At 40.4% G+C, this 26,297-nt stretch carries 28 protein-coding genes; 13 read left to right on the top strand and 15 right to left on the bottom strand.

Annotation, left to right across the window (positions count from 1 at the left end; translation table 11 throughout):
* Positions 1 to 5: 5 nt before the first annotated feature.
* Positions 6 to 1,091, bottom strand: a complete 1,086-nt coding sequence (locus ACFI4Z_RS10495; RefSeq protein ID WP_462670545.1) for a GGDEF domain-containing protein — start codon at positions 1,089 to 1,091, stop codon at positions 6 to 8.
* A 332-nt stretch (positions 1,092 to 1,423) separates the two neighbouring features.
* On the opposite strand from ACFI4Z_RS10495, the gene ACFI4Z_RS10500 reads away from it, so the two are divergent.
* Together ACFI4Z_RS10500 and ACFI4Z_RS10505 are read left to right on the top strand one after the other, a co-directional pair.
* Positions 1,424 to 2,956 (top strand): GNAT family N-acetyltransferase, encoded by a 1,533-nt coding sequence (locus ACFI4Z_RS10500; protein WP_462670546.1) that lies wholly within the window; start codon positions 1,424 to 1,426, stop codon positions 2,954 to 2,956.
* Entirely contained in the window at positions 2,956 to 3,273 is a 318-nt protein-coding gene (locus tag ACFI4Z_RS10505) for a DMT family transporter (RefSeq protein WP_058561139.1), read from the top strand. Before ACFI4Z_RS10500 ends, ACFI4Z_RS10505 begins: the two co-directional genes overlap by 1 nt.
* 11 nt (positions 3,274 to 3,284) lie before the next feature.
* Here the strand turns inward: ACFI4Z_RS10505 and ACFI4Z_RS10510 are convergent, their stop codons facing one another.
* Complete coding sequence (locus ACFI4Z_RS10510; protein ID WP_462670547.1) at positions 3,285 to 4,166, bottom strand: EamA family transporter; 882 nt, start codon at positions 4,164 to 4,166, stop codon at positions 3,285 to 3,287.
* A 271-nt stretch (positions 4,167 to 4,437) separates the two neighbouring features.
* On the opposite strand from ACFI4Z_RS10510, the gene ACFI4Z_RS10515 reads away from it, so the two are divergent.
* A complete protein-coding gene (locus tag ACFI4Z_RS10515; RefSeq protein ID WP_462670548.1) occupies positions 4,438 to 4,821 on the top strand; it encodes an MAPEG family protein in 384 nt (127 codons plus the stop codon).
* A 96-nt stretch (positions 4,822 to 4,917) separates the two neighbouring features.
* Here the strand turns inward: ACFI4Z_RS10515 and ACFI4Z_RS10520 are convergent, their stop codons facing one another.
* The 4 genes from ACFI4Z_RS10520 to ACFI4Z_RS10535 form a co-directional block, all read right to left on the bottom strand.
* Entirely contained in the window at positions 4,918 to 6,129 is a 1,212-nt protein-coding gene (locus tag ACFI4Z_RS10520; RefSeq protein ID WP_462670549.1) for a M56 family metallopeptidase, read from the bottom strand.
* Between the two features lie 9 nt (positions 6,130 to 6,138).
* Positions 6,139 to 6,513: a BlaI/MecI/CopY family transcriptional regulator gene (locus tag ACFI4Z_RS10525; protein WP_462670550.1), complete on the bottom strand. Its 375-nt coding sequence runs from the start codon at positions 6,511 to 6,513 to the stop codon at positions 6,139 to 6,141.
* A gap of 113 nt (positions 6,514 to 6,626) precedes the next feature.
* A complete protein-coding gene (locus ACFI4Z_RS10530; protein WP_462670551.1) occupies positions 6,627 to 7,316 on the bottom strand; it encodes a pseudouridine synthase in 690 nt (229 codons plus the stop codon).
* A 288-nt stretch (positions 7,317 to 7,604) separates the two neighbouring features.
* The gene (locus tag ACFI4Z_RS10535) at positions 7,605 to 8,708 is read right to left on the bottom strand and encodes a hypothetical protein (protein WP_462670552.1); all 1,104 of its coding nucleotides are present in this window, start codon (positions 8,706 to 8,708) and stop codon (positions 7,605 to 7,607) included.
* A 274-nt stretch (positions 8,709 to 8,982) separates the two neighbouring features.
* Here ACFI4Z_RS10535 and ACFI4Z_RS10540 point away from each other — a divergent pair, with 274 nt between their 5' ends.
* Together ACFI4Z_RS10540 and ACFI4Z_RS10545 are read left to right on the top strand one after the other, a co-directional pair.
* Complete coding sequence (locus ACFI4Z_RS10540; RefSeq protein ID WP_462670553.1) at positions 8,983 to 9,288, top strand: DUF6482 family protein; 306 nt, start codon at positions 8,983 to 8,985, stop codon at positions 9,286 to 9,288.
* A gap of 40 nt (positions 9,289 to 9,328) precedes the next feature.
* Positions 9,329 to 9,748, top strand: a complete 420-nt coding sequence (locus tag ACFI4Z_RS10545; RefSeq protein ID WP_462670554.1) for a GNAT family N-acetyltransferase — start codon at positions 9,329 to 9,331, stop codon at positions 9,746 to 9,748.
* Positions 9,749 to 9,762: 14 nt separating this feature from the next.
* On the opposite strand, the gene ACFI4Z_RS10550 is transcribed toward ACFI4Z_RS10545, so the two are convergent.
* From ACFI4Z_RS10550 to lptM, 8 genes are all read right to left on the bottom strand, one after another.
* Positions 9,763 to 10,122: a HopJ type III effector protein gene (locus ACFI4Z_RS10550; RefSeq protein WP_462670555.1), complete on the bottom strand. Its 360-nt coding sequence runs from the start codon at positions 10,120 to 10,122 to the stop codon at positions 9,763 to 9,765.
* A 13-nt stretch (positions 10,123 to 10,135) separates the two neighbouring features.
* Complete coding sequence (locus ACFI4Z_RS10555; protein WP_462670556.1) at positions 10,136 to 11,260, bottom strand: TIGR02281 family clan AA aspartic protease; 1,125 nt, start codon at positions 11,258 to 11,260, stop codon at positions 10,136 to 10,138.
* Positions 11,261 to 11,268: 8 nt separating this feature from the next.
* The gene (locus ACFI4Z_RS10560) at positions 11,269 to 11,979 is read right to left on the bottom strand and encodes an HAD-IA family hydrolase (RefSeq protein ID WP_462670557.1); all 711 of its coding nucleotides are present in this window, start codon (positions 11,977 to 11,979) and stop codon (positions 11,269 to 11,271) included.
* Between the two features lie 11 nt (positions 11,980 to 11,990).
* A complete protein-coding gene (locus ACFI4Z_RS10565; RefSeq protein WP_462670558.1) occupies positions 11,991 to 12,944 on the bottom strand; it encodes a tyrosine recombinase XerC in 954 nt (317 codons plus the stop codon).
* Positions 12,941 to 13,564: a DUF484 family protein gene (locus tag ACFI4Z_RS10570; protein ID WP_462670559.1), complete on the bottom strand. Its 624-nt coding sequence runs from the start codon at positions 13,562 to 13,564 to the stop codon at positions 12,941 to 12,943. Before ACFI4Z_RS10570 ends, ACFI4Z_RS10565 begins: the two co-directional genes overlap by 4 nt.
* Entirely contained in the window at positions 13,561 to 14,391 is an 831-nt protein-coding gene (gene dapF / locus ACFI4Z_RS10575; protein WP_462670560.1) for a diaminopimelate epimerase, read from the bottom strand. Before dapF ends, ACFI4Z_RS10570 begins: the two co-directional genes overlap by 4 nt.
* Before the next feature lie 63 nt (positions 14,392 to 14,454).
* The gene (gene lysA / locus ACFI4Z_RS10580) at positions 14,455 to 15,708 is read right to left on the bottom strand and encodes a diaminopimelate decarboxylase (protein ID WP_462670561.1); all 1,254 of its coding nucleotides are present in this window, start codon (positions 15,706 to 15,708) and stop codon (positions 14,455 to 14,457) included.
* Positions 15,709 to 15,903 (bottom strand): LPS translocon maturation chaperone LptM, encoded by a 195-nt coding sequence (gene lptM, locus ACFI4Z_RS10585; protein WP_462670562.1) that lies wholly within the window; start codon positions 15,901 to 15,903, stop codon positions 15,709 to 15,711. It lies immediately after the preceding gene.
* 134 nt (positions 15,904 to 16,037) lie between these two features.
* Between lptM and cyaY the strand changes: the two genes are divergently transcribed.
* The 8 genes from cyaY (at position 16,038) to add (ending at position 25,848) form a co-directional block, all read left to right on the top strand.
* Entirely contained in the window at positions 16,038 to 16,361 is a 324-nt protein-coding gene (gene cyaY, locus ACFI4Z_RS10590) for an iron donor protein CyaY (protein ID WP_462670563.1), read from the top strand.
* Entirely contained in the window at positions 16,358 to 17,014 is a 657-nt protein-coding gene (locus ACFI4Z_RS10595; RefSeq protein ID WP_462670564.1) for an alpha/beta hydrolase, read from the top strand. Before cyaY ends, ACFI4Z_RS10595 begins: the two co-directional genes overlap by 4 nt.
* 22 nt (positions 17,015 to 17,036) lie before the next feature.
* On the top strand, positions 17,037 to 17,879 hold the full coding sequence (locus ACFI4Z_RS10600; RefSeq protein WP_462670565.1) for a DUF2914 domain-containing protein: 843 nt from the start codon (positions 17,037 to 17,039) through the stop codon (positions 17,877 to 17,879).
* Positions 17,880 to 17,917: 38 nt separating this feature from the next.
* Positions 17,918 to 18,868, top strand: a complete 951-nt coding sequence (gene hemC / locus ACFI4Z_RS10605; RefSeq protein WP_462670566.1) for a hydroxymethylbilane synthase — start codon at positions 17,918 to 17,920, stop codon at positions 18,866 to 18,868.
* Positions 18,869 to 20,701 (top strand): uroporphyrinogen-III C-methyltransferase, encoded by a 1,833-nt coding sequence (locus tag ACFI4Z_RS10610; RefSeq protein WP_462670567.1) that lies wholly within the window; start codon positions 18,869 to 18,871, stop codon positions 20,699 to 20,701. It abuts the gene before it with no gap.
* Complete coding sequence (locus ACFI4Z_RS10615; protein ID WP_462670568.1) at positions 20,698 to 21,801, top strand: heme biosynthesis HemY N-terminal domain-containing protein; 1,104 nt, start codon at positions 20,698 to 20,700, stop codon at positions 21,799 to 21,801. Before ACFI4Z_RS10610 ends, ACFI4Z_RS10615 begins: the two co-directional genes overlap by 4 nt.
* Before the next feature lie 28 nt (positions 21,802 to 21,829).
* Positions 21,830 to 24,514: an ATP-binding protein gene (locus ACFI4Z_RS10620; RefSeq protein WP_462670569.1), complete on the top strand. Its 2,685-nt coding sequence runs from the start codon at positions 21,830 to 21,832 to the stop codon at positions 24,512 to 24,514.
* 332 nt (positions 24,515 to 24,846) lie between these two features.
* Positions 24,847 to 25,848 carry an adenosine deaminase gene (gene add, locus ACFI4Z_RS10625; protein ID WP_462670570.1) on the top strand — a complete coding sequence of 334 codons (1,002 nt, stop codon included), beginning with the start codon at positions 24,847 to 24,849 and terminating at the stop codon, positions 25,846 to 25,848.
* A 35-nt stretch (positions 25,849 to 25,883) separates the two neighbouring features.
* On the opposite strand, the gene ACFI4Z_RS10630 is transcribed toward add, so the two are convergent.
* A complete protein-coding gene (locus ACFI4Z_RS10630) occupies positions 25,884 to 26,294 on the bottom strand; it encodes a CBS domain-containing protein (RefSeq protein WP_462670571.1) in 411 nt (136 codons plus the stop codon).
* Positions 26,295 to 26,297 lie beyond the last annotated feature (3 nt).

The raw sequence follows: 26,297 nt of genomic DNA on the forward strand, positions 1-26,297 counted from the left end.
GTCATTTAGACTGACTTGAGATTGTTAATATAGTCTTGTTCTGGGGTCGCGATAGTTGTTTTATTGCGGCCACTGTGTTTGCTTTTATAAAGTGCTATATCTGCTTGGTGAAGCGTATCGTTGAGCGATGCTAGCGGTCGCCACTCAATTAAACCAAAGCTCATTGAAATAGATATTGTAGGATCGTCGGGGCAGGGTTGAAGGGTATGTATCTTTTGGCGTAGTTGTTCTATGCGTTCAAATGCGGAAGATTCGTCAGTGTTGGTGAGAATAACCAAAAACTCTTCCCCGCCCCAGCGAACTATGATGTCTTTTGGGCTAAGGTATTGAGTAATTGCATTGGCTACGCTCATTAAAATCGTGTCGCCTTTATCATGGCCGTAGGTATCATTTATGCGTTTAAAGAAGTCGATATCACCCATCACAATGCACATTTTGCTATCTGACTCGATGCACTTTTGGCGAGTATCAATAATCAGTTTTCTAGCAAACCGACGGTTATATAATTTTGTTAAATGATCTCTGGCTGCCATTTCTGTAAGCTCTTTACGCTGTGAAATACTTGTTTCACGAATTAAAACAAAGGCATAAATCATAGGTAAACCGGCAATAATAATGTTGCTGATATTTATGAAAGGTATATATTCAGCATATGGATAATTGTATGTGACATCTTTAAAGAAAAAATATAACGCTGCGAATGCAAGTATTAGCGATACGCTATAGATAAAGGCCTTTTTCAACTTTAGCTGGTAATCGACCAGTAGCATTGATGAAATGGTCCATAAATAAAATTGAAATCCGACCTCCAAGCCCAGTGTTGCACACACAAAAACAGAGTGTAAAACTACTTCGATACAAAAAACTCTTAGCGCTAAAGAATTTAAGCCCTGAGTAATCAAAAAAATACCTAACGCCCATGCAAACACACTAAAAATATTAACAGCCGCTAATGTTATAGCGCCAATATGAGCGAACAAAAAAATAAGGAGGATGTGAATAACTAACGAAAAATAAGATACTTTCTTTACGATTTGAAAAATGATTTTTTCAATATCTTGAAAGTCCACCGTGGTATTTTTTGACGACAAAATAACTCCAGTTAGAAAGTGAACTTTTAAAAAAGTATAGGAGATAATAGGCAAATAGAAAGTTTATGCGCAAGCTCCTTAGGCTCCGTTGAACTTTGGGTTTGAAATTTGCTCTAGTAACTTCAAAAAGTACCTGCATCTTAAGTAGGATGCAGTGAAGGAAAAGTAGTTTAAAAAATAGATTTTACGTTAAATTGAAATTAAGCTGACCGCAATATATTGAATAATTACGTACAACTTAAAATAAAAATAGCCAATAATAAGTATGTGTTCACAGAGTTATGTTTATTATTAGCTAATAATAGTTAATTTGAGTCCTCTCGGAGTAGTGTATGTCGATTGAAAAAACCCATCTTGAAATTTGCAATTTAAGCAAAGATCAATACCCACAGATCAAAACGCTCATGGACCAAGCTTACCCCGACTTAGGTGGTGCATGGCCAAGCCATACAATTTTTAGGTTGATTGACCAGTTTCCAGAAGGTCAGCTGGGCATGGTGGATGATGGTGTGCTTGTTGGCATTGCGTTAAGTGTTCAAGTGGATTACAGCCGTTTTTCAAACCCTCACACATATGAAGATATTGTCGATGGCCATGATCGCGTTTTTAGCGATCCTGAAGGGGACGCACTATATGGGCTAGATGTGGTTATTTCCTCATCGCACAGAGGTATGCGTTTAGGGCGAAGACTCTATGATGCGCGTAAGGAACTATGCCGCCAATACAACTTACGCGCTATTTTAGCGGGTGGTCGTATTCCACGCTATTTCAATTACAGTGATGAAATGACACCCACAGAGTATATTGAAAAAGTTGACCATAAAGAGCTATATGACCCAATTTTAAGCTTTCAGTTATCGAATGACTTTCAAGTGAAACGCTTGCTTAAAAAATACTTGCCAGAGGATCAAAACTCCGTTGGTTATGCCACTTTACTTGAGTGGAATAACATTATGTTTGAACCGACCGACACCGTGCTTGAATCAACCAAGTCGATTGTGCGAGTTGGTGCTGTGCAATGGCAAATGCGAAGTGTTGCATCAGTGGAAGAAATGCTTACGCAAGTGGAGTATTTTGTTGATACGGTGTCAGATTATAAAAGCGACTTTATTTTATTCCCTGAATTTTTTAATGCGCCGTTAATGGGGTTAACTGAACAAAGAAACCAAACAGAAGCGATTCGTTATTTAGCAGAGTATACAGAGACCTTTCGTGACGCGATGTCGCGTATGGCAATTGAGTATAATGCAAACATCATTACAGGCTCTATGCCTTTGGCTGAGGGCGACAAGATTTATAATGTCAGCTATCTCTGTCATCGCAGTGGTAAAATAGACGAGCAGCGTAAAATACACATTACGCCTCATGAACAAAATGATTGGGTGATACAAGGCGGCGACAAAATTGCGGTATTTGATACAGACGCAGGCCGAGTAGGTATTCAGATTTGTTACGATGTTGAATTCCCTGAACTATCACGGATTTTGGCACAACAAGGGTTAGATATTTTATTTGTACCATTTTGGACTGACACCAAAAACAGTTACTTACGGGTTCGTCACTGCGCACAAGCACGTGCAATCGAGAACGAATGTTATGTTGTTATTGCAGGCTCTGTAGGAAATTTACCAGAAGTTGAGAGTTTGGATGTGCAATATTCGCAATCAGCAGTACTGACACCGTCTGATTTTTCATTCCCACACGATGCGACATTGAACGAGGCAACACCGAATACCGAAATGTTATTATTTAGCGACTTAGATATGGATAAACTTAAAATCCTTCACAGTGAGGGGACAGTGCGTAATTTAAAAGATCGCCGAGAAGACTTATATGACGTGATTTTGAAAAAGAGAGAAAATTAATGGCTTGGGTATATCTGATTATTGCAGGCTTACTTGAAATAGGCTGGCCAGTTGGATTGAAAATGTCACAAGAGGGTGAAAACCGCTGGTTAGGGATTGCTATTGCAGTGGCGTTTATGGTCGCCAGTGGTTTTATGTTATGGCTGGCACAACGTGATATTTCAATGGGCACCTCGTACGCTGTCTGGACAGGTATAGGTGCCGCAGGCACATTTATCGTCGGTATTTTGTTTTATAACGATGCCGCCACATTTGGCCGTATTGCCGGTGTTCTGCTAATTATAAGCGGCGTTATTACTCTAAAAATTAGCCATTAGTAACTGCATATTCATGCAGTAGGCAGCATGACGAGTATGGCTGCAATGGCAATTAACACAAGCCCTGCTGTATCTTGGCGTTTTAAAGGTTGTTTTAGCCATAAAACAGATATTAGCATAGTAAAAAACACCTCCACTTGACCAAGCGTTTTTACATAAGCTACGTGTTGTAAGCTCATCGCACTGAACCACCCAATTGAACCTATACAGCTGAAAAAGCTCACTAACGAAACCATTTTTTTGTAGCGCCACATTTGCTTGAGCGTATGGGGCTCTTTAATAGCTATATATATCAGCAAAATAACACTTTGCAGACTGATAACAAACAATAGCACCCACGCTGCCGAGTGAGGAAATAAAAGGCCTGAGTTTAAACTTGCCTCACGTACCCAGAGCGATGTTAAAGCGAAGCAGGTACCGCAGGCCAGCCCAAGCAAGGCTGTGCTGGCGTTAAACTGTTTTACTTTAGTGATACCGCTTAATAGCAAGACGGCGATTGAACCCAAAAATACACCCAGCCAACCAAATAAGCTTAATGCTGAACCAAAAAATAGCACGCCTAGAATAGCTGCAACTAGGGCCTCACTTTTAGCAAGCCCTGCGCCTACAGCGTAATTGTTCATTTTGAACAACTTGACCATTAACCCAGTGGCAAGGATTTGCATCACACTGGCACCGACAATAAAGCCCCAAAAAGCGCTGTTAAAGGTTGGCATTGTGCTAGGTTGATAGTGGTACAGTGAATACAGATAGACAGCCGCGATTGGGCTGGCAAGAATAAACCGTGCGAGTGTAACGCCGGCGACGCTCATATCGTTACTTAATTTGCTTTGTAACGCGTTACGCCATGCTTGCATGAAGGCGGCTAAAAAAGTGAAAAATATCCAAGTCATGAGTTAGGGAAGTTAATGAATTTAGGTGGTAAATTAACAGCCACAGTACGATAAAGCCAATCGACTTTAGTGATATACGTTAACTGCGACAATATGCCACAGTTTAAAATGCATTACTCTGGGCTATAGTGAGTGTGATGTTATTGTTAGCCGCAATGACTGGCATGGTATTATGTCAGTCATTGCGGCTTTTTTATTTACTAAACCAAAGAGGTTAGCTGTGTTAAGTTTGAATTTGACTTATCGATAGATAGATTAAATAGGAGTAAACATGACCACGCTACTAATTTGTGCGTTACTAGCAGTACTGATGCCGTATTTAGCAAAGGCCCCAGTTGCAATTGCAATGAATAAGCTTGATGGCTATGACAATAAACATCCAAGGGACCAACAAGCTAAATTAACTGGGTTTGGTGCAAGAGCGCTGGCTGCCCATCAAAACTGTTTTGAAGCCTTAACTGTATTTGCTGTGGCTATAGCTGTTGTGCTTGGCACAGGTAATGTTCATCAAGTAACAGAGCTACTTGCCATAACGCACATTATTGCGCGTATTTTATATTGTGTTTTTTATTACTTAAACTTAGATGTGCTGCGCTCGTTAGTCTGGTTTGTCGGGTTAGGCAGTGCAGTGGCAATGATCGTGGTGAGTATGTAATGTGGCTATGACAAAAAGTGGGCTGATTGTTTAGCTAAAACGCCAAAGCAAGCGGCTTAAATAAGGCGCTTGCTTTGGGGTCTTTGATACGAATGCTTACTTAGAAGCGACTGTAATTTTTTCTACTAAATCTTTTGATTCGTAATTGGCATCGATTGCGAAGTCTAACTGCACAAGTACGTTTTTGAAGCCTGAGGCAGATGGCTTGTATTGCCATTTTTGTAGCGCTCTCTTCGCTTCTTTATTAAATACGTTTTCAGGAGTCGCACTGACCACGGACACATTTTGAGTTTTACCTGTTGAACTAATATCGTATTTCAATACCACTGAGCCGCTAATTCCTTGCTCTGCAGCTTGAGTTGGGTAAAGAGGTTCAATGCGCATAATCGGCGAAATTGAATGTTTTTCGTTTTTCGCTTCTGGCTGTTTCGCTGTTGCAAAACTGCTGAGCATGCCAGCGGCGAAAATAAGTATGGCACCTTTGGCAACCAATGAACTGTTACCTGTGTGTTGAATTTGCTTGAGTCGTTGTAGCATTGTATTTTTATCTCCATAGTGTGAATAGGCCATCAAACTTGCACGTGTATTTGCGGCGCAATTAATGAGGGCTTTACTGTATAAAATTCGTTGTTGAGTACTTTTACTTTTTAGTACAGTTTCGTCGCATGATAGTTCCTGTAGGCGTCTAAAGCTCATATACCCAAGCCATGCTAATGGGTTGAACCAAAAGGCGAATGTAATGGTCAATTGCATCATATTTAGTAAATTGTCAGCGCGCTTTATGTGGACTTGTTCGTGTTCGATGATCATGGCTAATGATTCACTATCTGTGTTGTGTATATACCCTGTAGGTAGCACAAGTTGAGTGTGTAAAAGGCCAATAACCATGGGAGTATCTATTGTATCGCTTTGTAAAATTTTAATATCTGAATAGGTGCCGACAAGTTTACAATTCTCAAGGCGAGTGAGTCTGAGTTGTTTAATAAAACGCCTGTGAGACACCGCTGCAATGGCGGCTAAAAGACTAAAAACCACCGCATACATCAAGGCCCAACTAATACTGAGATCAGCCACCAAGGTTTGGTTGGGTGTGATCAGCATTTTACTGATAGTTGTACTTTGTAATGGTTTTAAATGCGCCGGTAAATTAGTTAGTACCAATGAGATAGGTATTAACAACCATAATTTATAAACAAAGTTGGCGCTTAGCCATTTAAGTGAGTAGCGCTCTAGAATTAATAAGCTCACAACAAGTATGCTTATTAATAATTGCTGATCAATAAGCCAATTAAAGAGTGTTTCAAACATGTGTAATCCTTACTTTTGCTGTTTTTCCCAGTCATCAATTACTTTTTTTAGCTCATTAATATCTTGTTGAGACAGCTGCTCAGATTTTGCAAAGCCGCTAACTAAAGGTGCGATACGACCACTAAAAAAGCGCTCAATAAAATTTTGGCTTTCCTTTAGCGTATATTCAGCGCGCTCCATACAAGGCGTATAAATATACTGACGGCCGTCTTTTTCAAAGCTAAGCGCGCCTTTTTTTACTAATCGACCTAATAAGGTTTTGATGGTTTTTTCGTGCCATTGTTTATCATCACTTAAGCGCTCAATAATTTGGCTGGCATTAGCGGGGTAGCTAATCCATAACGCATCGAGTACTTCAAATTCTGCTTTTGATAATTCAATCATTTAATTGCCTACAAGTGTAATCCTTAACTTAAGACTACACTTGTAATCTATTTTTGCAAGTTTATTTTGTGTTTTTTAATTGCGTTAAAGCGAGGGGGGGTAGCGTGGGCTTATTAGCCTAAAATGTCGCTTTTATTAATTTTTATAAACTGGTTTTCGGGTAAATTTAAATTGTCTAACAGTAATTCACTTATTTGTACGCGGTATAAATCAGTCACTTTGTAACCACAGTAATGCGCCATTTTACGAATTTGTCGATTAAGTCCTTGTTTTAAAATAATACTAAACTGATTGTCAGTGATTTTAGTCACCTCACACGGCAAGGTCATTTGCTTGTCGACAGGGACGCCTGCAGCCATTTTTTCACAAAAATGCGCGTCTAATGTTTTATTCACAGTGACTAAGTAGCGTTTGGGCTGATGAAAGTCAGGGTGGATCAGCTGATTACAAAAATCCCCATCATTGGTCAAAATAAGTAATCCGCGCGAGTCTTTATCTAGGCGACCAATAGGGTAAACACGGGTAAGTTGCGGTAAATGATGAATAAGGCTGCTTGGGTCGTGTTGATTGAGTTTACAATCAATTCCCACTGGTTTGTGGTAGGCAAAGTAGACTAAATCGGCTGGGCCTTTAATGGCCTGGCCATTAACGATAACGCTGTCGTTTTCGTCCACATGATCAATATGATTAGCGGGGCGATTATTAACCATGACTACACCTTCGTCAATCAAACGCGAGGCCTGCTTGCGTGAGCACACGCCGGCATGCGCTATGTACTTTGCGAGTCGAATTTTTGTATCCATGATAGCGCGTAATTAAATAAATTTGGTCGCGATTATAGCAAAGCTGCGTATTGATAATACTAAATATAAAAAGTAGTCACATTGAGGTGAGGCTACCCATTAGGATACCTTATTCAGTCTTTGGCGCAATACCACGTCAATTAAAATGCTTTAATGGTATGGTAAAAAGCCTAATTCAAAAACCCAGAAGAGAGCGACGTTTTCTTCGTTCAACCAAGCCAAGAGCGGCACGCTGCATTAGAAAAAAGGCAGCGCATCTTAAGTAAACAGCCTTATAGCCATTTTTATTCATTGACATTGTGATTTTGGAACTTTAAAAATGTATTGTAATTCGTTACGAGAATTGTAAAAGTAAATTGTACAACCTGTTACTTTACCGCTATCTCCTACTCCTGATGGAATACCCTCAGGGTTGCCAAAACGAGCTGCCGAACCATCTTTGAGTTTAAAATCTCCTAACTGACTTAATTTTCTTAGCTGAAATAGTACACATTCATTATTAATTTCTTGAGGGCCATGCAGTGCTTGTAATAAGGTCTCAATTCTTTTACCTCCAGCAATTCGGGAATGAGCTTTGCTTAATTTCATGCCCAAAAGTGGTACGTTGTTAGCATCCCAACCAATATGATCTATGTTAATAGCCAGTACATCACCAAATGAACTTGCCTCCTCGCTCTCATTAAAAGTTTTGTTATAAACTAAAGGTTGCTCACCCTCAGATATAGCGACACTTGCACTAGCTCCACGATGGGACAAACTCACAGAGCCGCTAGTAAAACGTGCCCCTTGATAAATTCTCTTATGAATGTCAATACCATTACCCAAACCTGTTGTAATTTCAGCCAATGCAAATGTTTCAAGATCCATCATCTTAGAAGGATCTAACAGTGTTGCTAACGCTGAATCTGTTGGGCACGACTGCTCTACTTGCTGAGTTTGGTTACGGGTATTCGAAAAGCCCAAGCGACTTACATTATGACCTGACGTCGATAAAAGTACTTGCTTTACCTCTTCGTAGAAACTAGCCGCTTCTGCAAAAACTTCTTTTTGAGTATTGGTTAATGAGAATGCGGTTACTTTGACATCATATGGGATAAAATCTTCATGTGTAACCCAAAAACCATAAGTTATTCCACTTATTGGATGCACTAAGAAAACTTGCTTATTAGCAGAGGTGCACTGCATGTTATTAGGAGTCATAGGAGTGCTAGAATTTACAGGGTAACAATTTCTTTGAGGTGCATAAATTTTAGCCCTCTGAAAAGCCTTACTCTCAGATGTACAAGTGCTACAAAACTGACCTTTATAGTCTGGTGTGCTAAAATTTGCGAGTACTGGCGTATGGGCCAATGCACACATCAAAAAAACCACTGCTGAAATTACTTTTATCATTTATTAAATTCCTTTTTAAATATGAATAAAAGCCTAAACGAAGAGAAAACTATAGTCAACCCCAGAATAGGTACTTAGGTTCAGAAAGTAATACCAGCAGAAGCCTCAAAATAGTTACAGCGCAATGATGTATCGACTCAATCAAGCGCTGGCGAGTCGAATTTTTGTATCCATATGCCGTATAATTAATAAGCAATGAAAATAGTTGATCGCGATTATAGCAAAGCTGCGTATTGATTACTTGGACAGTTAATTTAACAGTAGGTAGGTTAATATGGGTATTCAATTTTCAGAACTAAAAAAGCATCAGCCATTACAAAAAGTGGTGGTTCATTCACTGGAAATGGCCTTGTATCAAGTGTCTGTTGTCATTAATAATGTTGAATACTATGTACAAGAAAGTAATGGTGAATTTGTAAAGGCAGTCAGCCCATTACATATTCAAAAACGCTTTGAAGATATTGCTTATGCGCAAATGATGCTCAGGCATACCAGCGCTTATGATGAAATGTGTGGTCAGCCGGAAAAAATTTCTAGCAATATGCTTGAAGTTCCCTTCGGACAAAATAACCTGTTTTAACATCAGGTATTTGCTAAAATAGGCCTATTTGGAACGCCCAATGTACCTATTGCATGCTGATAATACTGAGCAATTAAACCAAGCACTGCGCGCTAATATGCTTGAGTTTAATGCTCAACACTTCGACGCAGAGCGCAAAGTTCTCGGCTTTAAATATCTCGATAAACAAAATGAATTAGTTGCCGGTATAAGTGGTCATATATTTGGCAATTGGCTGCTAATAAGTTGGTTGTGGTGTGCTGAATCAGCACGAGGCAATGGCTTGGCTGATTCGTTACTAACATCACTTGAAAATGCAGCAATTGAAATGGGTGCCGTTCAGGCTCAGCTTGATACCTTAGACTTTCAAGCCAAACCTTTCTATGAAAAGCGTGGTTATCAGGTTAAATATCAACTTAATAATTACCCACTCAACGGTACGCGTTACTTTATGGAAAAGCCGCTAGTAGCGGCTAAATAATACTAATTTGAATGTTATTCTTTTGCGGTTAAGGGTGTGCCATCAAAGCTAATTCCTAAAAATGGGGTTGCTTCAGGGGCAAGCATGAAAGTACGTATATTCATGTGGTCATCGGAATTTGGGTTGCTTAGTACATCTTCACGGTAAAATTTACCAAAGCAATCTAAGGTATTTTGTTTACTGAGTTCATTGAGTTTAGCGAAAGCAAATATTTTGCATGAGCCATTATTCTCATTCGCACTACTGACGAGTCCGTGGTTATTAAAATTAGAAGGAGTAAACGTGTAGTTTGTATCAATTACTGCCATAGTGTCGGTGAATTCGACATTTTGCGGGTCATTGGCAAGACGGGTTAAAAAGTCGTTGAGTGTCATCATTATCCTTAATTTATAATTTCTCTAACTCTAGCTGATTTGCTTGCTGATTAATATTAAATTTAAAATGTTGTAAAAAATTCATACCCAATAGACCATGATCTGTGTTTTGATTAATAGTCAGAACCTCAAAATCAGTCAGTACTTGTTGGCCTATTTTAATGGACTCAATCTGATAACGCTTTGCAACAGTTTTCCCGTTTGCAGTATCGACTGTGATAGTGCCTAGGAAATCAGGGATTGGATAAAGCGAATTTATAAATGACTCAGGCAATAAAGTAATACTCGCTCCGGTATCAATCATCAGTTGAGTATTTTGATTGCTATTAACAACTATATTCAGTAAATAATGTGCACCACGTTTTATTAATGGCACATGATCCACTTTCGTATAAGCATTATTTATTGAGTCTTGTAGTGCATTAGCGTGTGTTTTATTTGGGTGACTTTGAGGCAGTCTATCTAAGCTACTTTGTGCACTGATTAAATCACCTAGCTGATAATAAGCATTTGCTTGTGCTATTAAGTAATCAGAATTATTGCTTGTGTAGTCTAGCCAAACAGTCGTTTCATCTATCAAATTTTGCCAAGCTTGTTGCTCAGACAGTGATTTTATTTGTGCTAAAGTCAACTGGTTTATTCGCATCGTAACGGTGGGTTGTTCAATTTTATCAGCCAACGGCTTTATATTAAAAAGCGCAGCGATTGCTTGGTGAGTTTGCTGATTTTTAATTAAGCGTTCAGCATCGAGTTGCAACATTTTAACGTCATATGGAAAACGGTTTAAAAATATATATAAAAAGTCTTCGCTTAGATTGAGCTTATTATTACTTAGCCAGCTACTCACTTCCTTTAGCCATGAGGAATGTAGTTTTTCGGCTTGCAAGGGGTGTGAATCTATTAATTGCTCATAATTAGCCACCGCTGCACTAAACTTCTTTTGTTTAAAGAGGATATTTATTAGTTGGTAAGGGCTATTTGCTTTAGTTTCAGTTGTTTTGGCAATTGTTTTTTGAGTCACTGGCAAGGGAGGGGTTGCTTCACTTTTGATGTTTTCAGGCCATAGCAGATAGATATTTAGTGAGACAGATAGCAGTAATAAAAAGCTGACTAGTTTATTTAAAAAACCCCAAGCCATACTTTTACCTATTCCTTTAAAAAATATTTAAGCGCATCAATTGATGCAATCTCTACATCAGGTAAGCCTCGGTATGCATAACGAGCTTGCTGATCGTTTAGCCACAGTGATTGACAGCCCGCGTTGTGCGCGCCATGAACATCTGTATCTAAGCTATCACCGATATGCAGTATGTGTTTTGGCTCAACGTTTAGCTGTTCGCAGGCTTGATCAAACATAGTTGGGTGTGGCTTAGCTTTACCATGAAGACCTGCTTGTAAAACAAGTTCAAATACGCCATTTAGGTTAAATCGTTCAACCTCGACATTACCGTTTGTAATAGCAATGAGTTTATACTTTTTAGCTAACTGAGCGAGTAATGCTAACACATCATCACTGACCACTATTTGGCTACGCGCGTCAGCAAACGCTTGGTAAGCGCCGCTAACATGTTGCTCAAGTTGCGCGTCTTGATAGCCTAATTTAGCCAAGCCAAGTTGTAAGGTGTCTTTTCGCCACTGGGTCACGTTATCAACCAGCGCAGGATTTTGCTTAACAGCTTGCTCTCTACAGTATTGCCAATAGTGGCGACCTTGCGCTTGCCAATCAGGTAACGCGTTTAAATAATCAATTTGTGCCTGCACAGCTGCTTTAATAATAGGGTGATTATTGTAAAGTGTGTCGTCTAAATCAAAACTGAGCACTTTTACTGGCGTAATGGCGCGGTTAAAACGGATCATAAAATTCCTCGTTAGTCTGGGTCGTGTCGCTTTTTAGCGCGCGGGTGCGTGTTGTCGTACACCTTAGCCAAATGTTGAAAATCTAGATGAGTATACACTTGAGTTGCAGATAAGCTGCTGTGGCCTAATAATTCCTGAACTGCGCGTAAATCACCTGATGATTCAAGAATATGAGAAGCGAAGGAGTGGCGCAACTTATGAGGGTGTACTTGGCTGCTAATACCTTGTTTAATCCCCCATTGTTGCATACGTAATCGTACCTGTCGCACTGATATTCGGCACTTTTTACTGCTGACAAACACCGCAGGCTCGTCTGGATTAGCAAATTGTGGTCGCAGTTTTAGCCATAAATTTAACGCGGTTAGTGCTTTGCCGCCCACCGGTAATAAGCGTTCTTTGTTGCCTTTACCACGAACCAATATTTCACCTTCGCTGCGGTTAATATCTTGCATGTTAGCGCCAACTAACTCGCTGATACGAAGTCCTGAAGAATACATCAGCTCCATCATCGCCTTATCGCGGATAGCGAGGGGGTCATCATCATCGATTTCTAGTAGGCGTGCCATTTGATCAACATCGAGATTCTTTGGCAGAGGCTTGGCAAACTTAGGGCCTTTAATTGCTTCAGCAGGATTGTGATAATGGTTTTGTTGGGTGATTTTTTTTGATTTTAGAAATTTATACAGGCTGCGAATACAGCTAAGCTTTAAACTTATTGTACGGCCACTGAGCTGTTTACTGCGCAATGCCATGCTGTAGCGGCGTATATGCTCGCCTTGAACATCCTGCCAACTCTCACACAGTTTACTAAAATAGTGCGCAGCAAATTGCAGCTGGCTGGTATATTGGCTAATGGTGTGCGCTGAGTATTGCTTTTCAAACCGTAAGTAATCACTAAACAGTTGAATAGGGGTGAGCCATTGCTCGCCTAAGTGGTTTAAACCAGGAGGTTGCTCCTCGCTCATGCCAATTCCAGTTGGAGTTCCAATAATCTAAGTTGCAAAGAGCGTACAAATTCAAGCACAAAAAAGCTGTCTTTGGCTGGTTCAAAGTGATTTGCATCAAGGCTACCAAAGGCAAGTATGGCAACAGGGTGTTGGTTGTTACCAATTAGGTACAAAGCAGTTGATTGAGTTTGCTCAGCAAATAATAAGTCTCGCTCTTGCTGGCTAACTCGGCCAAGGTAAGTACCTGTGTCTTTTAGTCGATGTTCGATTAATTCATCATATTTAGCTTCATAGCGTACTAAATGACACTCACTGATTGCAGGGTTGGTGCAAATGATATTTCGCAAGTTAGTCGCTAAGGTTTTAAAATCGTAATTAGTCCAAAGTTGACGGTGACATTGGCTAAATAGACGATAAATAGACTCGTTTTCAGTTGCTTGTTCAATCAGTTGCTCAATTTGTGCTTTTAGTTTGGTATTGTGTTCACGCAACTGGCGCTGCTGAATATGCACCAGCGAAGTCGCTCCCTGAGCTTTTTGTTGTAGCTCTAACTGGGCTAAAAGGTCTGGATTTTGCAGTAAAAAATCCGGGTTTTCAGCTAAAAAGTCGCTAACTTGTTGTTTTGATATTTTACTCATAAGGCAACTTGTCCATCAAATACGTGTTCTGCAGGGCCTGTCATTCTTACTGGGTGCCCTTCACCTTGCCAACGAACTTGCAAGCTTCCGCCCGGTAAATCCACTTGTACTGTAGTTGCTAATTTACTTTGCACTTGGCCGATAACCATGGCTGCACAAGCACCTGTACCACAGGCGAGTGTCTCGCTTACACCGCGCTCCCAAACTCTGAGCTTAATGTGCTCTTTGGAAATAACTTGCATAAAACCCACATTAACGCGTTGCGGAAAACGCTCATGATTTTCAAGTAGAGGGCCTAGTGTATTCACGTCGGCAGTTTCTATATCGTCGACCTCAAGTACGCAATGAGGGTTACCCATCGAAACCGCACCACTAAATACGGTGTGTTCTTCGGCGCGAATAATATAGGTGAGCTCTCGTTTGCTGGCTTTGAGTGGAATTTTATTCGGCTCAAAATTGGGGTGGCCCATATTAACGGTAACTTGCCCATCTTTTTCAATATAAAGAGTCAGGTTACCTGACTTGGTAGATACGGTGACTTTATGTTTATTGGTTAAACCTTTCATGCGCACGAAGCGTGCAAAACAGCGAGCTCCGTTACCACACTGTTCAACTTCGTTGCCGTCAGCATTAAAAATACGATAATGAAAATCGAGATCAGGAGAGTAGGGCGCTTCGACCATTAACAGTTGGTCAAAGCCAATGCCAAAATGGCGATCTGCCAGTTTTTTGATTTGATCTCGTGATAAGAAAACGTTTTGTGTAATGTTATCAATTACAACAAAATCGTTGCCTAGGCCGTGCATTTTAGAAAAATTAACTAACATAGCGCTCTAATTCGGATTTGCTCTGCGCTAATCATGCCACAGAGCAGCCGGGTTACAAAAAGTTTATGGTAAAATTTTCTCGCCTTGCCATAGGCTTTCAATTGTTTCACGCTCGCGGATTAGATAGCTGTGCTCACCATCCACCATTATCTCAGCTACACGTGGCCTTGAATTATAGTTTGAGCTCATCGTAAAGCCGTAAGCGCCTGCGCTACGTTGGGCAAGTAAATCGCCTTGTTGCAGAGCAAGCATGCGATCTTTACCTAAAAAATCACCTGTTTCACAGACAGGGCCAACAATATCAAAGTTACGTGTTGGTGTGTCATCTTTGCGAGGGGTTACCGGGACTATATTTTGCCAAGCTTGATAAAGTGATGGGCGCAACATGTCGTTCATACCGGCATCAACGATGGCAAAGTATTTGTCTTGGTTTTGTTTGATAAACTCAATTTTAGTAACCAAAATACCAGCGTTTGCAGCAATTGCGCGGCCAGGTTCAAATATAAGCTCTAAATCTTGGTAGTTTGCTAAACGTTCAGTTATCTGCGCTACATATTCACTTGGGTGGGGAGGTGTTTCTCCATTGTAAGGCACGCCTAGACCACCACCGATATCAATATGACTCAGTACGATACCGTTTTCTTTTAATTCATCAATCAGTGTTAATACTTTATTTAAGGCTTCTAGAAATGGCTTTATCTCAGTGAGCTGTGAACCAATATGGCTATCAACACCGATTATTTTAAGGCTGGGTAATGAGGCTGCGTATTTATATACACTTACAGCGGTAAGAATATCTATACCAAATTTATTTTCTTTTAACCCTGTTGAAATATAAGGGTGCGTTTTAGCGTCGATATCTGGGTTTACACGAATTGAAATAGGTGCCATTAGATTAAGCTCTGTCGCAACCTGTGAAATACGGTCAAGCTCGGATACAGATTCAACGTTAAAGCATTTAATGCCAAGCTTAAGTGCGTAGGCTATTTCATCTGCGGTTTTGGCAACACCTGAAAAAACTACCTTGCTAGCATCGCCACCGGCTTGAATAACACGCGCTAACTCACCTTTAGAAACAATGTCAAACCCTGAACCTAAGCGTGCCAATATGTTTAATACGGCAATATTTGAATTTGCTTTAACCGCATAGCAAACTAAGCTTTTATGGTTTTTAGCAGCGTGTGCAAAGGCCATATAATGTCGTTCAAAGGTTTTACGTGAATACACATAGCATGGAGTACCGTATTGTTCAGCTAATGTGCTGACAGCGATGTCTTCAGCGTGAAGGTGATCATTTTTATAGTCAAAAAAGTCCATCTATTGATCCTGTTTCGATTGAGTGGGTGATGCAGAAGCTTTGCTTTGTGAAGACATAGGTTTTTCTTGAATATTTTTCTCTACTTCATCATCAGGTAAGTACAAAGCGCCACTTTGTCCACAACCCGCTAAAGTGATGAGTAATACACCCATAGGAAAAAGTCGTTTTAATTGTTTAAGATGCATCTCTTTCATTAGATTAATCGCGTTGCTGGCTTTATAATCGCAGATTAACAGAATATCTAAAAAATGCAGCTATTCGCGGATGATTTTATTCCTGTTACACTACCTGCATGCAAATTGTACCCAATGCCGTAAAGGAAATAATAATGACAGACCATGAATATCACCAATTAGCCGAAGCACTTATGTTCACAATAGAAGAGCAAGTTGATGATTGTGAAGCAGATCTAGATTATGAATCTGCGCAAGGGATCTTAGAAATTATTTTTGCTGATCGCTCTAAAATAGTGATTAATAAGCAAGCACCATTACATCAGGTGTGGGTGGCCACAAAATTTAACGGTCATCACTTTGAGTTACAGGGTGATAAGTGGATTGATAATCGTTCAGGCGCTGAGTTTTGGCAGTTCATGAACGATGCCAGCACGCGCCAAGCTGGGCAAAAAGTAGAGTGGCAATCAGAGCTATGAGTTTAGAATTTGTAGAATACCCGGCAAAAGCAGCCCACAAAGCAACCATTATTTGGTTGCATGGCTTAGGTGATTCTGGAGAGGGATTTTTACCCGTAGCTCCACAATTAGCATTACCTGATGAACTAGGTGTTAGATTTGTTTTTCCGCATGCTCCGGTGCAACCTGTAACGATTAATGGTGGCATGGCTATGCGCTCTTGGTACGATATTAAATCGATGGATTTAGATAAACGTGCTGATGAAGCGGGTGTACGTGAGTCGGCAGAAAAAGTTGAGCAACTTATAAAGCAAGAGCTTGAAAGTGGTGTGCCGGCTGATAAAATTATTCTAGCTGGTTTTTCGCAAGGCGGCGTAATTTCACTACACTTAGCGCCTCGGTTAACACAAAAATTAGCAGGGGTTATGGCCCTTTCAACTTATATGTGTGCACCTGAGAAACTGTCAGGTGAAGCGAATCATACTGATTTAAATGTATTTATGGCGCATGGTCGTCATGATGATGTTGTACCGCATAGCGCGGGTCGTAATGCGTTTGACGCATTATCTGCACTGAACATGGATGTAAGCTGGCAAGATTACCCAATGGCTCACCAAGTCTGCGGGGAAGAGCTAATGGCAATCCGCCAGTGGTTAATTGCTCGCTTAAGTTAATGATTAAAAGCATGAGGCTATTATGAGTCAAAAAATCGTGATTACTGCAAGTATGAATAAAGCGGCAACAGATACGCTACCGTCCGTGACTTATCAATGGCATTGGCGGCGTATTGCTACAGCCATGCTGTTTGTCTGCGTTCTTTTGGTCGTGCTTGTTTATAGCCTTATGGGTTCAGTAAATGCTGAACAAAATGACTTACCTACTGACAATATGCGCGAAACGAGCCCACAACTTAAAGTTGAAGAAGCTGAGCCTATGATTGTAGAGCAATCATCTACAACACTTGCATCGAATGACAACGCAATAGAAGTTAGTGAGCCTCCCATCGTAAGTAACTCAGATACTGATTTACCACCAATGCAGGTGGTAAATAATGTAAAAGATGAGCCATCGGTGTTGTCGGAGCCGCAGATTGAATCGCAAGAAATTGCTGAGCCTGGTACTGAGACCCAATTACCAAGCAGCAACCAAGAAAGCTTTGCAGAAACAGCGCATATAGCAAGCGTTGCAATTGGTGCTAAAATAGACACAGAAAAGGTGAGCCGAGCTGTACTTACTCGCAAGGTCGTTGAGCGTGAGCCAGTTAATGTTTTTAAAGCTGACATTCGATTAACTGAGTTTACCGATACATTGACTTTCTTTAGCGAACTTAAAAATTTACAAGGCCAAAGTATCAGGCATATTTGGCGTTATGATGATCGAGTTATGGCGAGTATTGAATTGAAAGTGACCACACCGCGTTATCGTACCTACTCAAATAAACATATTTTACCTGAGCAAATTGGATACTGGCGCGTTGACGTGGTTGACGAGCAAGATCATTTATTGGCGGAAAAAGAGTTTCGTATTTTAGCTGATTAGGCCTTACGTTTGATTAGCAAAAACAATTGGATTTATTCATGACAAATGAAGTAACTGAAAAAAAACATATTATTCGTATCGCCACTCGTAAAAGTGCATTAGCACTGTGGCAAGCTGAGTTTGTGAAAGCACAACTTGAGCATTTTCATAATGACTTAACCGTTGAGCTTGTGCCTATGTCGACTCAAGGTGACATAATTTTAGATACACCATTGGCTAAGATTGGTGGTAAAGGCTTGTTTGTTAAAGAGCTAGAGCAAGCAATGCTAGATGGCCGTGCAGATATTGCTGTGCATTCAATGAAAGATGTACCTGTTGATTTTCCTGAAGGCTTAGTGCTGCATACGATTTGTGAGCGTGAAGACCCCCGCGATGCGTTTGTTTCTAACTCGTATGGCAGTATTGATGAACTTCCACAAGGCGCTGTTGTGGGTACATCAAGTTTACGTCGTCAATGTCAAATTCGTGCTCGTCGCCCTGATTTAGATATTAAAGACTTACGCGGTAACGTTAATACTCGCTTGGCAAAGCTAGATGACGGCCAATATGATGCCATAATCTTAGCCGCTGCAGGCTTAATTCGCCTCGAAATGCATGACCGAATTAAAGCATTTATAGAGCCTGAAATATCATTGCCTGCTAATGGTCAAGGCGCTGTAGGTATTGAATGCCGAGATGACGATGACGTGACGAAAGCTTTACTTGCGCCGCTTGAGCATAATGAAACACGTATTCGTGTAAATGCAGAGCGTGCTATGAACCGCCGCTTGGAAGGGGGATGCCAAGTTCCTATTGGTGCCTATGCACTTGTTGATGGTGAAAAGGTTCACCTTCGTGGTCTTGTGGGGGCCGTGGATGGTAGTGAGATTTTACGCGCTGATATTAGTGGTCAAGCCGTGGATGCACAGATGCTAGGTACTCAATTAGCTGAGCAGTTGCTTAGTATGGGTGCTGATAAAATTTTAGCTGAAGTATACAGAGACGCATAAATGTCACATATCCTGATAACTCGGCCACAAGGAAAAGGTATTGACCTTGCCAAGCAACTTGAGCAAGCGGGTTATCAGGCGACTTTGTTTCCTGTTTTATCAATTGACTACCTTGAGCCAAATAGTGCGCAATTAACGCCGTTGTTAAATGCGGATAAAATTATTTTTATTTCTCAAGATGCTGTTAATGCATTACTGGCACTCAAACCTGATATTAATACCAAAGCACAGTTTTACGCCGTGGGTGAGCAAACAGCCGATGCCATTTGGCAAGCGTTTGGAGTGCGCGCTGCGGTGCCAAAAACTCATGATTCTGAGGGCTTATTAGCGCTTAATTCATTGCAACAGGTTGCACAGCAAAATATCGTATTAGTGAAAGGTAAAAAAGGTCGGCCAACTATTGCAAATGCACTCAAAGAACGAGATGCCTTTTTAAATAGCTTAGTGGTTTATCAACGTCAGCCTGTTAAAGGTGCACAGAGTGACTGGCTAGACCACTGGCAAAGTATTGATGTTGAAGGTATAGTTATTACAAGTAATGCGGCTGTTGATGCAATTTTTCATCAACTATCGTCAGCACAACTACAATGGTTAGAACACTGCCAGTTTTATGTTGCCAGTAAACGAATTGGTGAATATTTAAAGCAACATTTAAGTTCGGCAAACATACACATTGCTGCAGGCGCAAGCGATAGCGCGATGTTTACCTGCATCAGCCAAGGTAAAACTATGAGTGAAAATGCAAAGCCATCGGCCTCTGTTGAGGTGAAGCCAGCTGCTAAAGCGGCTCAAAAGTCAGCCTCTACTTCTGCTGAAAAACAAGAACCTGCCATGAATCAAAACAATAAGAGAAGTATTAGTAAAACAGGGAGTTTAGCGCTACTGATCTCCTTAATTGTCGCCTCTGGTGTGGGGTATCAGTTTTATCAGAAACTAAATACTGATCAGCAAGAGAATGTAATTATTGAGCAGTTAAAGTCAAATAACGAGATCTTAAACGCTGAATTAGTGGCTGTAAAAAGTGCGCAACAAACATTGCAGCAAGCATTGTTTAACAGTGAAAACAAAGTGACAGCGGCGCTTGAAAAAAATACAGCACAAACTCAACAGCAGTTAGAAAGTGCTTTACAGCGTGCAGAGCAACAGGCATATAGCCTGAACCCTCAGGAAGTCACTAGTTTGCAACGAATGGCTGAGTTTAAGCTGTGGGCAGAGAAAGATTATCAAGGGGCAGCTGCAGTATTGTCTCGGTTAGATTCTTTGCTTGCGGAGCATCCAGGTACAGGTGCTATTCGCCAAGCTATTCATCAAGATTTACAAGCCCTTAGTAGTGTACAGAGGGTACCTGTTGAAGCAATTTACTTAAAATTGCACGGCCTTGTTGAGCAAGTTGAGAATCTGGAATTCAATGCGGTTTCTTTACCTCAAGAGGTGGTAAAAGAAGAGCAACATGCGTTGAGTGAAAATGTGAGCGATTGGCAGCAAAATTTAGCCAACTCATGGCATCAGTTTAAAGATAATTTTATTAAAATTCGTCAGCGCGAAGGGATGGCCATTGAGCCATTACTAACCGAACAAGAGCGGCATTTAATTCAGCAGCGTTTAAACTTGTATTTAACACAAGCACAAGATGCAGTTTTAGCTAAGCAAGCAAGCGTTTATTTTACCGCACTTAGCCAAGCAAATAACTTAGTTAACGCGTACTTCAAGCTTGATCAGCCCTTAACAAAAAGTACCGTTAAGGCACTGGATGAGCTTAGTAAAGAAAGTTTGCAATTTAAACAGGATATTGCATTAACAAGCACCGAGCAGGTCAAGGAGTGGGCAAAATGATCCGCTTAATATTGGTTATTTTAGCCATTGCTATATTGCTTGCTGTATCACCTATGCTAATTGGTGAAGTGGGTTACGTGTTAGTCTCATTTAACCAAACAACGATTGAAGGCTCTATCGTTGCGTTTTGTGCCACCTTTATCGTTATCGCATTGGGGTTATATTTAGCCTATAAGCTGATTCGCTACGTTTGGTCATTATACAGTCGTACTCGGCATCGTTTTTTCGCGCGAAGCGAAGAACGAAAACAAGCGGCTATTGAACAAGGTGTATGGTGTTTAGTTAATGGTGATTATGAGCAACTAGAGCTTGCGCTAGACAATAATAGCGTCACCGAATCTTGGCAGGATTTGCGCTACGCCATGTTAGCCAAAGCCGCATTACAAGAGAGTAATGCAGGCAAAGCTATTTCTTATTTAGATAAAATTAGTCCAGCCAATCAGCTTAAAGCAGCTAAATTATGGCTTGCCAGTGGCGACAGTAGTACTGTTACCGGTGAATTAAAAGAGTTAGCGGAGTCAAAGAAAGCCAGTGCATTAGAGCTTAAATTGTATGCTGAAGTGTTAGTTCAGCAACAAAAATGGTCTGTGCTTGAACAATTTATGCCTCGTTTATTGAGTAAAAAAGCACTCACAGAAACTCAATGGCAGGCATTGTTTAGTGCTTATTTTAATGCTCAATCAGAGATGGTTGATAAATATCAATCGCTCAGTAAAAGTTTGAAAGTGAAAGCACACTTTGCTTATTTGTCAGCTATGGCAAGAGCGGGCCGTTTAAGTGAAATTGAACTAATATTATTAAAAATGCTGAAAAAGTCAGATGATCAGCACCAGTTAGCACAAATACTCAAAGTATCAGCGCCAGGAGATGCCTTAAAGTTGCAAGCTAATTTGCAAGATGCATTGAAAAAAGATCCTGATAATCAACACTTATTGCTGGCGTTAGCATGTTTAGCAAATGCTCACGGTGAGTATGATTTAGCTGCTAGAGTGTTTGATAAAGCATTGGCCCCTGATAACCAGAAAGATTATTTAATACAAGCTCAACTCAGCTATAGTAAAAGTGCACAGCCTCAAAAGGCGCTTGATCTATACTTGTAACGTATCAACGGCAAAGGAGCGCCAGATTTTGAAGAATACATTTGTTTTAACCTTCAGTCTGGCGGCTGCTTACTTTTGTACCGGTTACCTGAGTAACTTTTTACTTGCCATTGACGGCTATGCTGTCGCTTCTTGGCCTCCCTCAGGTATTGCCTTAGCTGGTTTGTTATTGTTTGGTTATCGAGCTGCTTTGGGTGTATTTATTGGGGCGATATTGACCAATTTAATTCATCTTAACGGTGTTTCAGATATTCTCCAATGGCACGTGTTTTTACAAGCTACCTGTGTCTCTTTTGCTGCATTATTACAAGCCTTGGTTGGGCGTTATTTTATTATAAAAGTAATAAAAGCCCCGCTAGATTTATCATCACTGCAACGCAGTGTTCAAAGCTTAATTGTCGCTGGGCCTGTTAGTTGTGTAATTGCAGCTGCAATTGGCACGAGTTTATTGATGATTAACCAGGTTATTCCTGCACATGCCGCACTCAATAATTTTGTAACTTGGTGGATTGGTGACAGTATTGGGGTATTAATATTTACACCTCTCTTACTTGCTGCTTTTAACTATGAAAGAGCGCGCCATCGATTACAAGTTATAGTGCCTGCGATTATCATATATGCTGTGATCAGTGTTAGTTTTTATGCCGCTGCTAGTTTAAAAAAAGACAAAGATATTCAAAAGAAAGAAGCCAAAATTGCTGAGGTGCAATCAGAAATTAACTACAAAATAAATGAAATTGCTGGGCACTTAACTTTGCTATCAACGTTCTTTGCAAGTAGTAATGAAGTTGGTCCAGTCGAGTTTAAGCGCTTTACCTCTAAGTTGCTTGAATATAATAAGGAAATTCTCGCGTTTAAATGGGTTCAGTTAGTTGAAATTAATCAGGTCGAAAAATTTGAAAAAACACTATCAACCATCTTTCCTGCGGCTTTTATAAAAGAAAAGTCCCCTCAAATGTTTTGGCAAAAAGCGGTTACACGACCGACTTATTACCCCGTACATTATGTTCAACCATTACATGATAATGAAGATCTAATTGGGTTTGATATGGGATCGGATAAAACTAGAAGAGACGCGCTATTAATGTCAAAAGCATTAAATGAGCTTGTAATAACTAAACCAGTTCAGTATTCTCATTACGGGAATGTCGTTTTATTCTTTATACCTGTTTTTGGCGACCTAGATACGTTAAATGATTATAAAGGGCATGTTGTAGGTGTGGTCAGCTTAAGTGAATTTGTTGGCCGATTGCAATTTAACCATTATGAACAAGTGAGTGCGAACTTTTATGATGTGACTGATAACAAAAAGAGCATCATTTATGAAGACTCAGCAAATAGATTAAATATACTAAAAGAGTATCAACTGTTGATAGGTAAGCGCCTATGGCAGGTTGAGCTAGTAGCACCTAAGAATCAATCCTCATGGTTACCTTATTGGTTGGCACAAATACTTGGGATGTTATTTGTGTGGTTGCTAATTACCTTTTTAATCTCGGTAACGGGCACCAATATCCATGTTAGAGAACAAGTAGCTAGACAGACCCGCATACTGCGAGAAGAAAAGCAAAAAGCAGATGAAGCAAGCCAAATAAAAAGTCAATTTTTAGCGAATATGAGCCATGAAGTCCGAACGCCAATTAATGGCATTAAGGGATTGCATTACTTGGCGTTGCAGCAAGATAACTGGGAACAAGCGAGACATTATATTGAGCAAGCGGATGGCGCATTAAATGTACTATTACGAGTGTTAAATGATGTGTTAGATTTCTCAAAAATGGAAGCGGGTAAGCTTGATTTAATGCAGGAGCCAATTTCCATCAACCAACTAATAGATGAAATATTCAACCTAGTTCAATTTGATGCCGGAGTTAAGTCCTTGGCTGTTAATTTACAGTTGGATAAAGATGCCGAATTAACGCTAAACACCGATCCTATTCGCTTGAAACAAGTATTACTAAATTTATTAAATAATGCGATTAAGTTTACTGCTTCTGGCACGATTACTATTAAAGTCTGGCAGCAAGCACAGAATACTTTTTTTAGCGTCAAAGATACTGGGATCGGAATTAGCCCAAGTGCTCAGCAGCAGTTATTTCAACCATTCGCACAAGCAGATAGCTCTACATCGCGAAAGTTTGGTGGCACAGGCCTTGGATTAAGTATCTGTAAAAAGTTAGTTGAGATGATGGGTGGCGAGATTTCACTGTATAGCGAGGAAGGTCGCGGTGCGAAATTTACGTTCTCATTGCCGAACAACTCCCCTTTGCCAAAAGCTGAGAATTTTCAGCCGATATATAATAATCTTGATGTTGGTAGCCTATCGTTTGCTGATACGAGAGTATTATTGGTCGAAGATAATCCTTTAAACCAGCATGTTGCATCCGCAATCCTTAAAACGAAAGGGGGCGAAATTGACATTGCAAATGATGGTTATGAAGCTATTGAAAAAGTGACACTGAGTAAATACGACTTAGTACTTATGGATATTCAAATGCCAAATATGGATGGGCTAGAGGCTACTCAGGTTATTCGCAACGAGTTAGGCATGACTGAGTTGCCTATTATTGGTTTATCAGCAAATGCGCATGATGAAGACATTAATAAAGCGTTGAATATGGGAATGGATGGGTATTTAACAAAACCAATAGAAGCGGACAAGTTGTTTAAAACGATTTGGCACTATATGCCCAAACCACCTCAAGATGCATAATTCAGCGTTTCACAGGGGCTTAATATCAAGGCGTTATTTTGCAAGAACGGCACTCCCTTTTACAAAAGTAACAACGATGAGAGTAAGTGCCTGTGAAACGCCCTGCAGGTTGGTTTAAAAGCGATTTTAACAATAGAACCACTATTTCTTGCAATCAATGCCTTGCCTAAATCGCTTTTAATTCCAACTGAAACTGCCACCTTGAGGTGGATTGGGTATATTACTCCCAGTGATGACAAATGACCTCTCTATTAGAAACAGAGTCAGCTAAACTTGAATTACCGATGTAAATGCGTATGATCCGCGCAAATTCAATAGACTGAGCACTAATTATGATAAATAAAAATCTTCCGTTGCTAGATATTCATCGCCATCTTGATGGCAATGTACGTGCGCAAACAATTTTAGAACTAGGGCGTCAGTTCAATATTGAATTACCTGCAGACAATATTGATGCGTTGACCCCACATGTTCAAGTGATCGATCCTGAACCAAACCTCATGGCTTTTTTACAAAAACTTGACTGGGGAGTCACCGTGTTGGGCGATTACGATGCGTGTCGTCGTATCGCTATTGAAAATATTGAAGATGCTCAGGCTCAAGGCTTAGATTATGTAGAATTGCGCTTTAGCCCATATTACATGGCACAGAGTCAAGGCTTGCACCCTCAAGGTGTCGTAGAGGCTGTTGTAGATGGCATTAAAAGCGCCACCCAAACCAGTACTGTTAAAGCAAACCTTATCGGAATTATGTCGCGTACTTATGGCACAAAAATTTGTCAGCAAGAACTTGATGCCTTATTGGCGTTTAAGAATGACTTAGTTGCTGTTGATTTGGCTGGTGATGAAATAGGTTTTCCGGGTGAGTTGTTTGTAGAGCATTTTAAACAAGTATCAAATGCGTATTTAGCTGCAACAATTCATGCGGGTGAAGCGCTTGGTGCCGAGAGTATTTGGCAAGCGATTAATCAGTTGGGTGCAAATCGAATAGGCCATGGTGTTAAAGCAATTGAAGATCCTAAGTTAATGGATTACTTGCGTGATAACCGTATTGGTATTGAGTCATGCTTAACCAGTAATATCCAAACAAGTACCGTTGCTAGCTTGGATATACACCCATTAAAACGCTTTTTAGATCATGGTATTTTGGCAAGCATTAATACAGATGATCCTGCAGTTGAGGGCATTGAAATCGAGCACGAATACAGTGTTGCAGCACCTGCAGCCGGTTTGACGCAAGCTGATATGGAAAAAGCCCAAGCAAACGCGTTACAAATCGCTTATTTGAGTGATACTGACAGGCAGCAGCTAAAACAAGCTGCCGCTGCACGTTAATTAACAGCGGCTAGTAGGCGCGCTTTATTGCGTGCCTAATGTTCTTGGCAGCTAATATAATTATCATAGAGTGCTTTTAATATATCACTTCGACCTATCATGCCAATAACTGTGGTCCCATCTATAACAGGGTAGTTTTTTGGTTTTCCTGGCTGCATTTGCTCTGCAAGCTCAATAATATTCATGTCGCCACTGACTGTGACAACATCAGTTCGCATTAACTGAGATACTTTAACTACACCATCACAAAAGTAACTGTTTTGCATGAGTGGTTTTAATAACTCCTGCTCAGAAATAAAGCCCACTAAACATTTATTGTCATCAAATACTGGCGCACCTAGTAACTTAAACTTTTGCAGCTCGGATATGGCGGCGGTCATTTCAGTAGTCGGGGTGATGTGTGGCAACTTATGTTGCATAAAGTCTCTTACTTTTGTATTTAGCATTTG

It is taken from the genome of Pseudoalteromonas sp. RWi3, from assembly GCF_054960735.1.